This window comes from Micromonospora sp. RTGN7 (assembly GCF_033804645.1).
Classification (GTDB): domain Bacteria; phylum Actinomycetota; class Actinomycetes; order Mycobacteriales; family Micromonosporaceae; genus Micromonospora.
This window is the reverse complement of record NZ_JAPZLF010000007.1, coordinates 227,261-240,304: the sequence shown is the minus strand read 5'-3', so window position 1 is coordinate 240,304 and position 13,044 is coordinate 227,261. Positions and strand designations below refer to the sequence as shown.

The window sequence follows — 13,044 nt, the reverse complement described above, 5'->3', positions numbered from 1 at the left end:
GCGGTGACCACCGTCGACCCGCCGCCGACCGCGCTGCCGGCGGCGCTCGCCGAGCCGACCACGCCGGTCCGGCGGGGCTGGATCGCGCTGCTCTTCGCGGCGAACCTCGGGGTGTGGATGGCCTTCTTCACCCCCATCCAGGTGCTGCTGCCCCAGCAGATCGAACGGATCTCGCCCGGCAACAAGGAGGCCATGTTCGCCGTGGTCACCGGCTTCGGCGCGCTCGCCGCCGTGCTGGCCAACCCCCTCGCCGGGGCGCTGTCGGACCGGACCAATCTGCGCCTTCTCGACCGGGAACGGGGCCGTCGGCACGTCTGGACGGCCGGCGGCGCGGTGCTCGGGGCGATCGCCCTGGTGCTGCTGGCCCGGCAGGACACGATCATCGGGGTGACGGTCGGCTGGGTCGCCGCCCAGGTCTGCTTCAACACCATGCTGGCCAGCCTCACCGCCGGCATCCCCGACCGGGTGCCGGTGGTCCAGCGCGGCGGCGTCTCCGGCTGGGTGGGCATTCCGCAGGCGCTCGGCCTCGTCGTCGGCGTGGTGCTGGTGACCGCCGTGGTGACCGGCAACGCCGCCGGGTACGCCGTAATCGCGGGGGCGGTGCTGCTGCTGTCGCTGCCGTTCGCACTGCTCACCGCCGACGACCCGCTGCCCCGGGGGCACCGGCCGGCGCTGCGGGCGCGCACGCTGCTCGCCTCGATGTGGATCAGCCCGCGCCGGCACCCGGACTTCGCCTGGGCCTGGATCACCCGGTTCCTGGTGCAGCTCGGCAACGCGCTGGGCACCCTGTATCTGCTGTATTTCCTCACCGACGGGGTCCACCATCCCGACCCGGCGGGCGGGCTGCTGGTGCTGATCCTGCTCTACACCCTCGGGATGATGCTCACCGCCGTGATCTCCGGCCGGCTCTCCGACCGCTCCGGCCGGCGGAAGGTCTATGTGATCACCTCCGGGCTGGTCATGGCCGTGGCCGCGCTGCTGCTCGCCGTCGCGCCGGTGTGGTCGACGGCCGTGGTCGCCGCCCTGCTCCTCGGCGCGGGCTACGGCGTCTACCTGTCGGTCGACGCGGCGCTGATCACCGAGGTGCTGCCGACGGCCACCGACCGGGCCAAGGACCTCGGAGTGATCAACATCGCCAACTCCGCGCCGCAGGTGCTCGGCCCGGCACTGTCCGCCCCGATCGTGGTGCACCTGGGCGGCTACCCGACCCTGTACGCGGTCACCGCGGCGGTCACCCTGCTCGGCAGCGCGCTGGTGGTCAAGATCCGCGGCGTGTCCTAAGGCCGGGGGCTGCCGGCGCTTGTTAGGAGGGTGCCCTTCCTATACCGAAAGCGTTAACAAGGGGCCCTTCCTTGCCCGCCGGACGGCGGCCGTAGGCTGGGGTGCGTGACAGTACGGGTACGCTTCGCCCCTTCTCCGACCGGCATGTTCCACGTCGGCGGCGCCCGCTCGGCCCTACAGAACTGGATCTACGCCAAGCAGCAGGGCGGGGTGTTCGTGCTCCGCATCGAGGACACCGACGCGGCGCGCAACAAGCCCGAGTGGACCGAGGGCATCCTCTCCGCGATGGAGTGGATCGGCATCAACCGGGACAGCTACGAGGGCCCGTACTTCCAATCGTCGTACGCGGGCGAGCACCGCGCCGCCGCCCAGCGGCTGCACGAGGGCGGCCGGGCGTACTACTGCGACTGCACCCGTGACGCCGTGCAGGCCCGTACCCGCTCGCAGTACTCCGGCTACGACGGCTTCTGCCGGGACCGGGGCCTGGAGCCGGGCGAGGGGCGGGCGCTGCGCTTCCGCACCCCCGACTCCGGCGAGACCGTGGTGGTGGACCTGATCCGGGGCAAGCCGACGTTCGAGAACAAGCTGATCGAAGACTTCGTCATCGCCCGGGCCGACGGGTCGCCGGTCTTCCTGCTCGCCAACGTGGTCGACGACATGACCATGGGGATCACCCACGTGATCCGGGCGGAGGAACACCTGCCCAACACCCCGAAGCAGCAACTGCTCTGGGACGCCCTCGGGGTCACCCCGCCAATCTGGGCGCACGTGCCCGTGGTGGTCAACGAGAAGCGGCAGAAGCTGTCCAAGCGGCGGGACAAGGTCGCCCTGGAGGCGTTCCGGGACGAGGGGTACCTCGCCGATGCGATGCGCAACTACCTGATGCTGCTGGGCTGGGCGCCGTCGGGCGACCGGGAGATCCTGCCGTGGCCGGTGATCGAGGCGGAGTTCCGGCTGGAGGACGTCAACCCCTCCCCCGCGTTCTTCGACGAGAAGAAGCTGCGCTCGTTCAACGGCGACTACATCCGGGCGCTGCCGGTGGACGAGTTCGTCGCGGCCTGCCAGCCGTGGCTGGCCGGCACCGCCACCATCGCCCCGCCGCCGTGGCAGCCGGAGGAGTTCGACGCCGACGCGTTCGCCGCCGTCGCCCCGCTGGCCCAGACCCGGATCGCCGTGCTCAGCGAGATCGTGCCGAACGTCGACTTCCTCTTCGTGGCCTCGCCGCTGATCGAGGAGGCGGCCTGGGCCAAGGCGATGAAGGGGGCCGCGGCCGAACTGCTGGACGCGGCCATCGCCGCGTACGAGGCGCTCGAGCCGTGGGACGCGGAGTCGCTGAAGGCGACGCTGGAGGCGGTGGGCGCGGAGCACGGCCTCAAGCTCGGCAAGGCCCAGGCGCCGGTCCGGGTCGCGGTCACCGGCCGCACCGTCGGCCTGCCGCTGTTCGAGTCGCTGGAGGTGCTCGGCCGCGAGCGCACTCTCACCCGGCTGCGCGCCGCCCGCCTCCGCCTGCCCTGATCCGGGCCGGCGAGGTCCCGGCTCGGCCGGGCGGTCGCGGGTTCGGCCGGCGCGACCTCGGCTCGGCCGTCCTGGGCCGACGGCGGCAGGGCCGCCGTCGGCCGGAGGTCCGGTCAGGAACACCGTCGGCCGGAGGTCCGGTCAGGTACGCGTGGTACGGCGGCGCGTGACGAGTACGGTCGCGGCGGCGGCGAGCAGCAGGACCCCGCCGCCGAGCATCCAGAGCCAGCCGGGCGGGCCATCGTCTGACGTCTCGACGGCGGCCGGCGCCGCAGTGCCGGGCCCGGCCGACGACAGCGCGCCGGTCGACGTGCCACCCGACGGCGTAGCGGCACCCGACGACGGTGCGGCCTCCGAGGGCGCGGCGGCTGACGACGGGGGCTGGGCGGGGGTGCCGGTGGTGAGGGTGAACCGCACCTCGCCGGTGATCGGGTGGCCGTCGGCGGAGGCGACCTGGTACCCGACGATGTAGAGGCCGGCGGCGCCGGGCGCGAACGGCACGCTCACCCGGCTGCCGGAGAAGGTCGCCTCGCCGCCCGCGGCGGCCACGTTGTCCGGCCCGGTGATTGTGATCTTCGTCGTACCCGGGTCGGGCTTCGACAGGAAGCGGAGCTCGACCCGGGTCGGCGCGTCGGCCACCCTCGCCCCGTCCTTCGGATTGCTCCCCGTCAGCGAGTTGTGCGCGGCGGCCGGCGACGCCGGCAGTGCCAGCGACACACCGAGCGCCACGCCGAGAACCACTACCCAGGTACGCGCCACGTGCCGGAACCTGCCCCCCATGAACCCCTCCGCAAAGGTACTATCCGCCCGCTGATCAATGGCTCTGACTGATTAGTCGGGCCGAGATCGCAGATAGTTCCAATTTCCGATCCAACAGCTGCAACTGATCGACGTTCTGCGCAGTCTTAGAGGTGGGCACCCGTCCTGGGGCATGGTCACCTCCGTCGACCGACCAACGCGTGACCTGCAGCGAAGCCATCCAAATCGAACGGGGCGAGGAGGCGGCGATGATCCGACAGGTGGGGCGGCTGATCGCGACGGCCGTAGGCGTACTGCTGGCGGCAGGGCTGGTGGCGGTTCACCCGGGGCCGGCCAACGCCGACGCCGCGGCGAGGACCACCGGCGCCGGCCAGGCACAGGCTGCGGCGGCAGGCCTTGCGCGGGCCGCCGCGCTGGCCCGCCCGGGGCGCGCCGCGCCGAAGCTGGCACCCGCCGGGGTGGACATCAGCGGCGACCAGCTGACCGAGCCGCTGCGGCTGCGGGCCGCCACCCATCCCGCCGAGGTGGGCGCGGTCATCGACCAGGTGAACTGGCTCAGCGGCGTCGGCGCATCCGCCGGCCCGGCGAAGAACGCCCTGGGCCCGAAGTACACCGTCGTCGTGCTCTCCGGGGACGTCGCGACCCAGACGTACGACCTCTATCCGCTGGCCAAGGGCGGCCCTCGGGTATACCGGCCGGCGAAGCAGCCGGACGCCTCCCGCCGGGTCAAGGCGGGCTGGTTCCTCGGCCGGCTGAACATGCCGGAGACCCTGCGGACGGCCGGGGTGCCGCTGGAGCAACAGGTCGACACGGTCGGCGGCGGCGGTGGCGTCGGCGGCGGCGAGCGGGTGGCCTCGGACGAGGCGCTGAAGCCGGGCGGGAACATCGACGAGGCCCTGGGCGAGTTGCAGCGGCTGCTGCTGCTCAACGTCGGGGTGATGCTGGTGATCACCCTCGGGCTGGCCGGGATCGCGCTGCTGATCCGCCGCCGCACCCGCTGAGGCCACCGCACCCACTGAGGCCACCGCGCCGTCGAGCACCGCGCCGTCGAGGACCGCCCCATCGAGGACCGTCGCGGCCGGCGCCCGCCGAGGGCGGGGGCGGCGGGACGGCCGGCTCAGACCTCCAGAACCACCTTGCCCCGGACGTGTCCCCGTTCGACCAGGCGATGCGCCTCGGCAGCCTGGTCGAGCGGGAAGACTCGTGCCACGTGGACGGTGAGCCGACCGGCGTCGACCAGCCCGGCCAGGACGCTCAGGTCCGCCGTGGACGGCTTGACGAACAGGTAGCTCCCGCCGAGCCGGGTGACGTGCTCCGCGTCGGCGGTGGAGACCAGCCGGGCGGGGCGGGTCAGCAGCTCGGCCGAGACGTCCAGCGCCGCCCCGCCGAAGAGGTCGAGGGCCACGTCCACCCCGTCCGGGGCGACCGCACGGACCCGGTCGAGCAGCCCGTCGCCGTAGCTGACCGGCTCCGCGCCGAGCGACCGGACGAAGTCGTGGTTAGCCTCGCCGGCCGTGCCGATCACCTTGTCGGCGCCGAGCGCCCGGGCGAGCTGGACGGCGAGGTGCCCGACCCCGCCGGCCGCGCCGTGCACCAGCACGGTGTCCCCGGCTCCGGTGCGGGTGAGCTGGAGCGCCTGGTACGCCGTCAGCCCGGCCAGCGGCAGCCCCGCGGCCTCGGCCCAGGACGCCCGCACCGGCTTGTCGGCAACAGTCCGCTCCGGGGCCGGCACCAGCTCCGCGTACGTGCCGTGCTGGAGGTCGTCGCGGCGGACGTACCCGATCACCTCGTCGCCCACGGCGAACCCGGCCACCGCCGGGCCCACCGCCGCCACCACACCGGCCGCGTCCCAGCCGGGCACCAGCGGGAAGTGGGTGGGGATGGCAGCGTCGAGGTGGCCCTCGCGGACCTTCCAGTCGACCGGGTTGACGCCGGCCGCACGCACCCGCACCAGCACCGTGTCCGGCCCGACCGGCGGGTCGGGCAGCTCCCGCACGGCGAGCAGGTCGGCGGAGCCGTACGCGTCGATAGCGATCGCCTTCACCCTGCTCACGCTAGCCGCTGCGGGATCGCCCCGGGGCGGCACGGGCGGAGCAGGTCCACGGGGGCGGACCGACGGCGGGCCGTCAGGCCGCTGTCAGCACCAGCGGCGCGGCGGGCGCTCGCGGCCGACCGCCCGGTGCCGGGGGCGAACCGGGCCGTGCCGGTGCGCGCCGGCCCAGCCGGGCAGATCGCTGCAGCAGGCCGCGGCGCGGCCCAACTCGTCGGCGGGCAGCTCGGGGGTGCGCTGGCGGGGCACCGGCGCGTCGTCCTCGGCCCGCTCGGCGGCCCGGCCGGAGGTCGGCTCGACGGGGTGGACCGGACCGGCGACCCGGCGGTGGTGCTTGGTCGTCGGCTGGGGATCGTGGTAGCCCGGTCGGCAGCTCTCCCCCTGGGCGCAGCCGTGCTCGGCCTCCCCGTGCACCATCCCCGGTCTCCTCACGCTCGCAGTCGCGCCTGGCCGGTCGCGGCCCGCGTGCCCTGTCACCGTACTGGGGCGGGCCGACGGGTCGTGCGGCGCGTACCCCACCTCAGCGCTTGGGGCGACGCGGGAAGATCGTCTCCCAGACCGGGAAGGCGGCCAGCCAGATCACGATGCCGAGGGTGAGCTTCTGGATCCAGTTCCACAGCTCACGGGTGCGTTCGGCGTCGTCCACGTAGAGGATCGCGGCACCGAGCAGCGCGCAGGCGACGGCCCAGCCCAGCAGCCCCTTGCCCCACTCCCGCCACTCGTGCCGGGTGCGCGCCCAGCCGTGCCGGGGCGGCCGGACCGGGGGCGGGCCGCCGGCGAACCGGTGGGCGAAGCGCTGGTCGGCCCAGCGGACCATCGAGTGTCCGAAGGCCACCGAGAAGCCCAGGTAGGCGGCGGCCAGGCCGTGGGTGACGTCCGCGGTGGTGCCGCGCCGCAGGTCCAGCGCGGTCGCCACGAGCAGCACCAGGTCGACCAGGGGTACGCAGACCAGCAGCGCCGCGCCGAGGCGCGGTCTACGCAGCGGGTAGCGGGCCACCAGCCCCGCCGCGAGCACCACCCAGAACCCGATCTCGCACCCGATGATGACCGCGACCAGCACGCCGACCTCCCCGTTCGTCGAAGTCCAGCATGCCGCCCGTCGCGGGCCCCGGCGTCGGCGCGGACGGTGAGATCCGGGTCCGCCGAAGGATGGACCCGGTCAGGCGCGCAGGAGCCGCCAGGCGGCCAGGGCGGCCCGGGGGTGCCGGTGGCAAGCCAGTGGTCGATGACCCCGACCAGGGCGCCGGCGAGCCAGGCGGCGTGCACGTCGGCCTGGACGTCAGCGGCGGCGGGCGGGCGGGTGCCGGCGGCGAAGCGAGCGGCCAGCTCGGCGACGGCGTCCTCCATCGCGTCGGTGAGCGGCCTTACCGGATCGACCCGACCGCCCCGGAGGTGGCCGAGCCGCTCGACGAGGCGCTGCGCGACCCGGGTCGTGGACGGCGCGTTGCGCCGCTGCGCGCCCGGGCTCTCCCCCTCCGCGAGCTGCTGCTGCGCTGGGCGCGCTGACCCTGCTCGGCCCGCTGCTGGCCGAGCACGGCGACGACCGGGGGGATCCGCCTGGTCGCCGCCCGCGCGTACGTCGGCTCGGCGCAGCTCGGCCGGGCCCGGGCGGTGCTGGAGCGGCTGGGGGTGTGGTGGGATCGGGCCATGCGACCGCCACCCTGGCTCGGCTCCGGGACCCTCGGCCGGGACCTGGCGCTGGCCGGCGCGTCCCTCGCAGGCGGGCTGGCGCTGCTCAGCCTCGGCGTGCACCTGGCGATCACCCCGCCCGCCGACGTCCCGACGGCGGCCTTCCTGCCGTCGCTGCTGGCCGTGTCGGTGGCGGTCGGCCTGCGCCGGGTGGCCACCCGCACCGGCCTGGCCCTCGGCACGGCGGCGCTGGTCGTCGATGTCGCCCTCGGCGCCACCCTCGGCACCGCGCTGATCTACACCCAGGTGCTCTACGACTCCTGCGTGTACGGCCCGCCCCGGCGGTGGCGGTGGCTGTTACGGGTCACCGTGGCGCTCAGCCTGCTCGCCGCCGGCGGCGGGACGCTGCTGTCCGGCCACTGGCAGGGGGTGGCGCTCGCCGTGCCAGTGGTGCTGGTCATGGTCCTGCCGGTGCTGACCGGCATCAGTGTGCGGCAGTACCGGGACCAGGCCGCGGCCGACCGGGCCCGGGCCGAGCAGACCGCCCGGCTCGCCGAGCTCGACCGGCGGGAGGCGGTCCGCGCCGAGCGGTCCCGGATGGCCAGGGAGCTGCACGACGTGGTGGCCAACCACCTCAGCGCGGTGGCCATCCACGCCACCGCCGCGCTCTCCGTGCCGGGGCTGGACCGGGCACAGGTGAACTCGGCGCTGCGGGTCATCCGGGAGAGCAGCGTGCAGGGCATGGCGGAGATGCGCCAGCTCATCGGGCTGCTGCGGGAGCCAACGCCGGGGACGGCGGACCCGGCCGAGGAGGCGACCCGGGTCCGCCTCGACGAGCTGGACCTGCTGGTGGACCGGATGCGGGCCGCCGGGCTGACGGTGCGGGCCGAGGTGGCCGGCGGGCCGCGTCCGCTGCCGGTGGGGGTGGACCTGGCGGCGTACCGGATCGTGCAGGAGTCGTTGACCAACGCGCTGAAGCACGGCGCGGGCGAGGCGGAGTTGATCGTGGCGTACCGGCCGGTGGAGGTGGTGGTGACCGTGACGAACTCGGTCGGCGCGGACGACAGCGAGCTGGCCGGGGCTGGTGTCGGCCTGATCGGGATGCGCGAGCGCGCGGTGCTGCTGGGCGGCGAGTTCGCCGCCGGCCCGGCCGACGGGGGCTGGCGGGTACGGGCGGCGCTGCCCACCGGGGAGCCTGCGTGAGCGGCCCGGACGCGGCCGGCCCCGGTCGAGGGGGCGACGCCGCAGGCGGCCCGGACGCGGCCGGCCCCGGCAGGCGGGGAGACAGCCCGGTGCGGGTGGTCCTGGCCGACGACCAGGCAGCGGTGCGGGCCGGGCTGGCGCTGATCCTGGCCGGCACGCCGGGGATCACGTTGGTCGGCGAGGCCGCCGACGGGGAGGAGGCGGTGCGGCTCTGCGCCGAGCTGCGCCCCGACGTCGCCGTGCTGGACGTGCGGATGCCCCGCCTGGACGGCATCTCCGCCACCCGGGAGATCGTCGCCGGCCGGCTCGCCGACGTGCTGGTGCTGACGACCTTCGACCTCGACGAGTACGTGTTCGGGGCGCTGCGGGCCGGGGCGGCCGGCTTCCTACTCAAGGACACCGACGCGGACACCCTGGTCGCCGCCGTCCGGACGGTGGCCCGGGGCGAGGGATTCATCGCCCCAGCGGTGACCCGGCGGCTGATCAGCGCGTTCGCGGCCACCGCCCCGGGGGCCTCGGCCGCCGTCCGGGCGGCGGTGGCCGGCCTGACCGCCCGGGAGCAGGACGTGCTGGCCTGCCTCGGGCTGGGCCTGTCCAACCAGCAGCTCGCCGACCGGCTGGCGATGGCGGAGAGCACCGCGAAGACCCACGTCAGCCGGATCCTGGCCAAGCTCGATCTGCGCAGCCGCGTCCAAGCCGCGATCCTGGCGCAGGAGCTGGCCCTGCCGGCCCCGCCCGCCGGGGCGCCGTCGACCCCGCCGCCGAGCGGGTGAGCGCCCACGCCACCGGTGCCGTTGACCGGGGCCCCCCGCCTTCTGGAAGGCTGGGGGGGTGAGCGAGCCGGGCGGGATCGAGCTCTCGGCCACGCTGCGCCGCATCGAGCGGGCGGCGGGGGCGCTGGCCTCCGCCAGCGTGGCCCGGATGGACGAGACGCTGCCCTGGTTCCGGGCCCTCCCGGCCGACCAGCGCTCCTGGGTGATGCTGGTGGCCCAGGCCGGCGCCCAGTCGCTGGTGCAGTGGTTGCGCCAGGGCGGCGGCACGGCCGACAGCACCCAGGAGGTCTCCGACGAGGTCTTCGCCACCGCGCCGCAGGCGCTGGCCCTCTCGATCAGCCTCCAGCACACGGTGGAGCTGATCAAGGTGACCATCGCGGTGGTCGAGGAGCAGGTCGGCACCCTGGCCGCCGAGGGCGAGGAGCAGCAGCTACGGGAGGTGGTGCTGCGGTTCTCCCGGGAGATCGCCTTCGCCGCAGCCCGGGCGTACGCACGGGCCGCCGAGTCGCGCGGCTCCTGGGACGCCCGGTTGCAGGCCCTGCTGGTGGACGCGTTGCTGCGTGGGGACTCCCCGGACGTGCTGGCCAGCCGCGCCGCGGCGCTGGGCTGGTCGGACGCCCCGCCGGTGTCGGTGACGGTGGGTCGCTCCCCCGGCGGCGAGGTGGCCGCCGTGCTGCACACGGTGTACCGGCTGGCCCGGCGGATCGGCGTCGAGATGATCGGTGGGGTGCACGGCGACCGGCTGGTGATCGTGCTCGGCGGGGCGCCGGATCCCCTCGCCGCCGCCGGGAAGCTGCTGCCGGCGTTCGGGGACGGCCCGGTGGTGGTGGGCCCGGCGGTGCCGAGCCTGGACGAGGCGACGGACTCGGCCCGCGCCGCGCTGGCCGGATTCCGGGCGGCCCCGGCCTGGCCGACCGCACCGCGCCCGGTGCCGGCGGCCGACCTGCTGCCCGAGCGGGCCCTCGCCGGCGACGCCGAGGCCCGGCGGCTGCTGCGCCACGACGTGTACGCGCCGCTGGCCCGGGCCGGCGGCGAGCTGTTGGGGACGCTGGACGCGTTCTTCGCCGCCGGCGGCACCCTGGAGAGCGCCGCCCGGGCGCTGTTCGTGCACCCCAACACGGTGCGCTACCGGCTGCGCCGGATCGCCGAGGTGACCGGGTTCTCGCCGCTGACTCCCCGGGACGCGTTCGCCCTCCAGGTGGCCCTGACCGTGGGTCGGCTGGACCCGGTGGCGCCGGTGGCGCAAAATCAGACGACAAACCCCATAGCCCGCCACAAAGCCACATAACGATGATCACGGTCACCTATTTTTGTAGGTTTCCTCCAAAGGTTCTAGTGCGGTTTGGTGCCGGTCGGTAACGCCCTGACTGGCCGGTATCCGGAAGAGTTATAGCCGTGCTCGCCGTACTCTCGCCCGGCCAGGGTTCCCAGAAACCCGGCTTCCTGACCCCCTGGCTCGACCTGACCGGCGCCGAGGCACGACTGCGCTGGTGGTCCGCGCTGGCGGGCGTCGACCTGATCCACCTCGGCACGGCGGCCGACGCCGACGAGATCAAGGACACCGCCCGCACGCAGCCGCTGCTGGTCGCCGCGGCGCTGCTCGCCGCCGAGCACCTGCCCATGCACGATGTCACACTCACCGCCGGACACAGCGTCGGCGAGCTGGGGGCGGCGGCGCTCGCCGGTGTCCTCCCCGCCGAGACCGCGATCACCCTCGCCGGGGTGCGCGGCCGGGAGATGGCCGCAGCCTGCGCCCTGGAGCCGACCGGCATGGCCGCCGTGCTGGGCGGGGAGACCGACGAGGTGCTCGCCGTCCTCGACACCCACGGGCTCGCTCCGGCCAACCGCAACGGCGCCGGGCAGATCGTCGCCGCCGGGTCGATGGCCGGGCTGGACAAGCTCGTCGCCGAGCCGCCCGCGAAGGCCCGGGTTGTCCGGCTGAAGGTGGCCGGCGCGTTCCACACTCCGTACATGGCCCCGGCCGAGGCCGCGCTGGGCGCGGTGGCCGCCGGGATCACCCCGGCCGACGCGAACCGGATCCTGCTGTCCAACCTCGACGGCGCGGCGGTGACCCACGGCCGGGAGATGATGCGACGGCTGGTCCGCCAGGTCACCTCGCCGGTGCGCTGGGACCTCTGCGTACGCGCCCTCGCCGACCTCGGCGTCACCGGGGTCATCGAACTACCGCCGGCCGGCACCCTCGCCGGCCTGATCAAGCGGGAGCTCAAGGAGTCGGGCATCCCCGAGATCGTCACCCTGAACACGCCGAACGACCTGCCGGCAGCACGCGACCTGATCGCCCGCCACGGAATGGCCCCGAGCCACCAGCCGACCATGCAGTTCCGGGTGGTGGTGGCCCCCGCGGCGGGCACCTTCGCGCCGGCCGAGGGGCTGGCCGAGGGCGAGCCGCTGCACACCGGCCAGGTGATCGGGCACGTCGCCACCCGGCAGGGCCCGGTCGAGGTGACCGCGCACGACAGCGGCCTGCTCACCGAGTGGCTCGCCCACCACGAGAACCCGGTCGCACCGGGCCAACCGCTCGCCCGAATCGGGGGTCAACACTGATGACTGGCAGCCGGATTCTCGCGCTGGGGCACTACCAGCCGTCCCGGGTCGTCACCAACGACGACATCGCCCAAATCGTCGACACCAACGACGAGTGGATCCGGGACCGGGTCGGCATCGTCAGCCGCCGGATCGCCGGCGACGAGACGGTGGCCGACATGGCGACGGCCGCCGCCGGCAAGGCCCTGGCGAACGCCGGCCTCACCGCCGCCGACATCGACCTCGTCGTGGTGGCCACCTGCACCTCGATCGACCGCAGCCCGAACGTGGCCTGCCGGGTCGCCGCGAAGCTCGGCATCACGGCGCCGGCCGCGTACGACGTCAACACCGCCTGCTCCGGCTTCGCGTACGCGCTGGGCACCGTCGACCACGCGATCCGGGCCGGGGCGTCGCGCAACGCGCTCGTCATCGGGGCGGAGAAGCTCTCCGACGTCATCGACTGGACCGACCGCTCCACCTGCATCATCTTCGCCGACGGCGCCGGCGCCGCGGTGGTCACCGCGACCGCCGAGGGCGAGCCGTCCGGGGTCGGCCCGGTGGTCTGGGGCTCGGTGCCGGAGAAGGGCGACGCCGTACGCATCGAGGGCTGGCGCCCCTACGTCAAGCAGGAGGGACAGGCGGTCTTCCGCTGGGCGACCACGGAATTGGCCCCGCTGGCCCTGCAGGCATGCGAGCGCGCCGGGGTCCACCCGTCCGAGCTCGCCGCGTTCGTGCCGCACCAGGCCAACACCCGGATCATCGACGGCATCGCCAAGCGGCTCGGCATCCCCAACGCGATCATCGCGAAGGACCTCGTCGAGTCGGGAAACACCTCAGCGGCGAGCATCCCGCTGGCGCTGTCCAAGCTCATCGAGCGGCGGGAGGTGCCTTCGGGTGCCCCGGTCCTGCTCTTCGGATTCGGCGGTGGCCTGACCTACGCCGGTCAGGTAATCCGCTGTCCCTGACGTCCGGCCCCCCTACCGGGCCGTTCGCCCGCCGCCGGCACGCGCCGCGCGGCGAGTCCCCCACCGAAAGGAACGCACCAACCATGACCCGTGACGAGATCACCGCCGGCCTCGCCGAGATCCTCGAAGAGGTTGCCGGGGTGAGCCCGGACGACGTGGCCGAGGGCAAGTCCTTCACCGACGACCTCGACGTCGACTCGCTCTCCATGGTGGAGGTCGTGGTCGCCGCCGAGGAGAAGTTCGGCGTCAAGATCCCCGACAACGAGGTGCAGAACCTGAAGACCGTTGGCGACGCCGTCAGCTTCATCGAGGCGCAGTCCTGATC

14 protein-coding genes are annotated in these 13,044 nt (G+C 74.5%); 10 read left to right on the top strand and 4 right to left on the bottom strand.

Translation table 11 applies throughout. The annotated features are described in order from the left end of the window. The first annotated feature begins 3 nt into the window (after positions 1-3). Both SNR22_RS13125 and gltX read left to right on the top strand, forming a co-directional pair. Positions 4-1,281, top strand: coding sequence for an MFS transporter (locus SNR22_RS13125; protein WP_320066803.1), 1,278 nt, complete (start codon positions 4-6; stop codon positions 1,279-1,281). Between the two features lie 105 nt (positions 1,282-1,386). Beyond that, on the top strand, positions 1,387-2,796 hold the full coding sequence (gltX, locus tag SNR22_RS13120) for a glutamate--tRNA ligase (protein WP_320066802.1): 1,410 nt from the start codon (positions 1,387-1,389) through the stop codon (positions 2,794-2,796). A gap of 141 nt (positions 2,797-2,937) precedes the next feature. Here the strand turns inward: gltX and SNR22_RS13115 are convergent, their stop codons facing one another. Next, complete coding sequence (locus SNR22_RS13115; protein WP_320066801.1) at positions 2,938-3,576, bottom strand: copper resistance protein CopC; 639 nt, start codon at positions 3,574-3,576, stop codon at positions 2,938-2,940. A gap of 227 nt (positions 3,577-3,803) precedes the next feature. On the opposite strand from SNR22_RS13115, the gene SNR22_RS13110 reads away from it, so the two are divergent. After that, positions 3,804-4,556 carry a hypothetical protein gene (locus tag SNR22_RS13110; protein WP_320066800.1) on the top strand — a complete coding sequence of 251 codons (753 nt, stop codon included), beginning with the start codon at positions 3,804-3,806 and terminating at the stop codon, positions 4,554-4,556. Between the two features lie 116 nt (positions 4,557-4,672). Here SNR22_RS13110 and SNR22_RS13105 read toward each other — a convergent pair whose 3' ends face one another. The 3 genes from SNR22_RS13105 to SNR22_RS13095 form a co-directional block, all read right to left on the bottom strand. Then, complete coding sequence (locus SNR22_RS13105) at positions 4,673-5,599, bottom strand: NADP-dependent oxidoreductase (RefSeq protein ID WP_320066799.1); 927 nt, start codon at positions 5,597-5,599, stop codon at positions 4,673-4,675. 93 nt (positions 5,600-5,692) lie between these two features. Then, complete coding sequence (locus SNR22_RS13100) at positions 5,693-6,022, bottom strand: hypothetical protein (RefSeq protein WP_320066798.1); 330 nt, start codon at positions 6,020-6,022, stop codon at positions 5,693-5,695. A 103-nt stretch (positions 6,023-6,125) separates the two neighbouring features. Continuing rightward, entirely contained in the window at positions 6,126-6,665 is a 540-nt protein-coding gene (locus SNR22_RS13095) for a hypothetical protein (protein ID WP_320066797.1), read from the bottom strand. Positions 6,666-6,823: 158 nt separating this feature from the next. Between SNR22_RS13095 and SNR22_RS13090 the strand changes: the two genes are divergently transcribed. The 7 genes from SNR22_RS13090 (at position 6,824) to SNR22_RS13060 (ending at position 13,042) form a co-directional block, all read left to right on the top strand. Further along, the gene (locus SNR22_RS13090) at positions 6,824-7,111 is read left to right on the top strand and encodes a hypothetical protein (protein ID WP_320066796.1); all 288 of its coding nucleotides are present in this window, start codon (positions 6,824-6,826) and stop codon (positions 7,109-7,111) included. A gap of 141 nt (positions 7,112-7,252) precedes the next feature. Continuing rightward, positions 7,253-8,437 carry a sensor histidine kinase gene (locus tag SNR22_RS13085; RefSeq protein ID WP_320066795.1) on the top strand — a complete coding sequence of 395 codons (1,185 nt, stop codon included), beginning with the start codon at positions 7,253-7,255 and terminating at the stop codon, positions 8,435-8,437. A gap of 89 nt (positions 8,438-8,526) precedes the next feature. Further along, complete coding sequence (locus SNR22_RS13080; protein ID WP_320066903.1) at positions 8,527-9,210, top strand: response regulator transcription factor; 684 nt, start codon at positions 8,527-8,529, stop codon at positions 9,208-9,210. Between the two features lie 58 nt (positions 9,211-9,268). Next, the gene (locus tag SNR22_RS13075) at positions 9,269-10,498 is read left to right on the top strand and encodes a helix-turn-helix domain-containing protein (RefSeq protein WP_320066794.1); all 1,230 of its coding nucleotides are present in this window, start codon (positions 9,269-9,271) and stop codon (positions 10,496-10,498) included. Between the two features lie 107 nt (positions 10,499-10,605). Then, on the top strand, positions 10,606-11,775 hold the full coding sequence (locus SNR22_RS13070) for an acyltransferase domain-containing protein (RefSeq protein WP_320066793.1): 1,170 nt from the start codon (positions 10,606-10,608) through the stop codon (positions 11,773-11,775). Then, complete coding sequence (locus SNR22_RS13065; protein ID WP_320066792.1) at positions 11,775-12,719, top strand: beta-ketoacyl-ACP synthase III; 945 nt, start codon at positions 11,775-11,777, stop codon at positions 12,717-12,719. Before SNR22_RS13070 ends, SNR22_RS13065 begins: the two co-directional genes overlap by 1 nt. Positions 12,720-12,802: 83 nt before the next feature. Beyond that, positions 12,803-13,042 carry an acyl carrier protein gene (locus tag SNR22_RS13060; protein ID WP_320066791.1) on the top strand — a complete coding sequence of 80 codons (240 nt, stop codon included), beginning with the start codon at positions 12,803-12,805 and terminating at the stop codon, positions 13,040-13,042. Positions 13,043-13,044: the final 2 nt, after the last annotated feature.

What these genes read in the sequence shown, in the direction of transcription:
- SNR22_RS13115 (WP_320066801.1), bottom strand. Translation starts at nt 3,576, where the DNA reads ATGGGGGGCAGGTTCCGGCACGTGGCGCGTACCTGGGTAGTGGTTCTC.
- SNR22_RS13110 (WP_320066800.1), top strand. Translation starts at nt 3,804, where the DNA reads ATGATCCGACAGGTGGGGCGGCTGATCGCGACGGCCGTAGGCGTACTG.
- SNR22_RS13100 (WP_320066798.1), bottom strand. Translation starts at nt 6,022, where the DNA reads ATGGTGCACGGGGAGGCCGAGCACGGCTGCGCCCAGGGGGAGAGCTGC.
- SNR22_RS13085 (WP_320066795.1), top strand. Translation starts at nt 7,253, where the DNA reads ATGCGACCGCCACCCTGGCTCGGCTCCGGGACCCTCGGCCGGGACCTG.
- SNR22_RS13065 (WP_320066792.1), top strand. Translation starts at nt 11,775, where the DNA reads ATGACTGGCAGCCGGATTCTCGCGCTGGGGCACTACCAGCCGTCCCGG.
- SNR22_RS13060 (WP_320066791.1), top strand. Translation starts at nt 12,803, where the DNA reads ATGACCCGTGACGAGATCACCGCCGGCCTCGCCGAGATCCTCGAAGAG.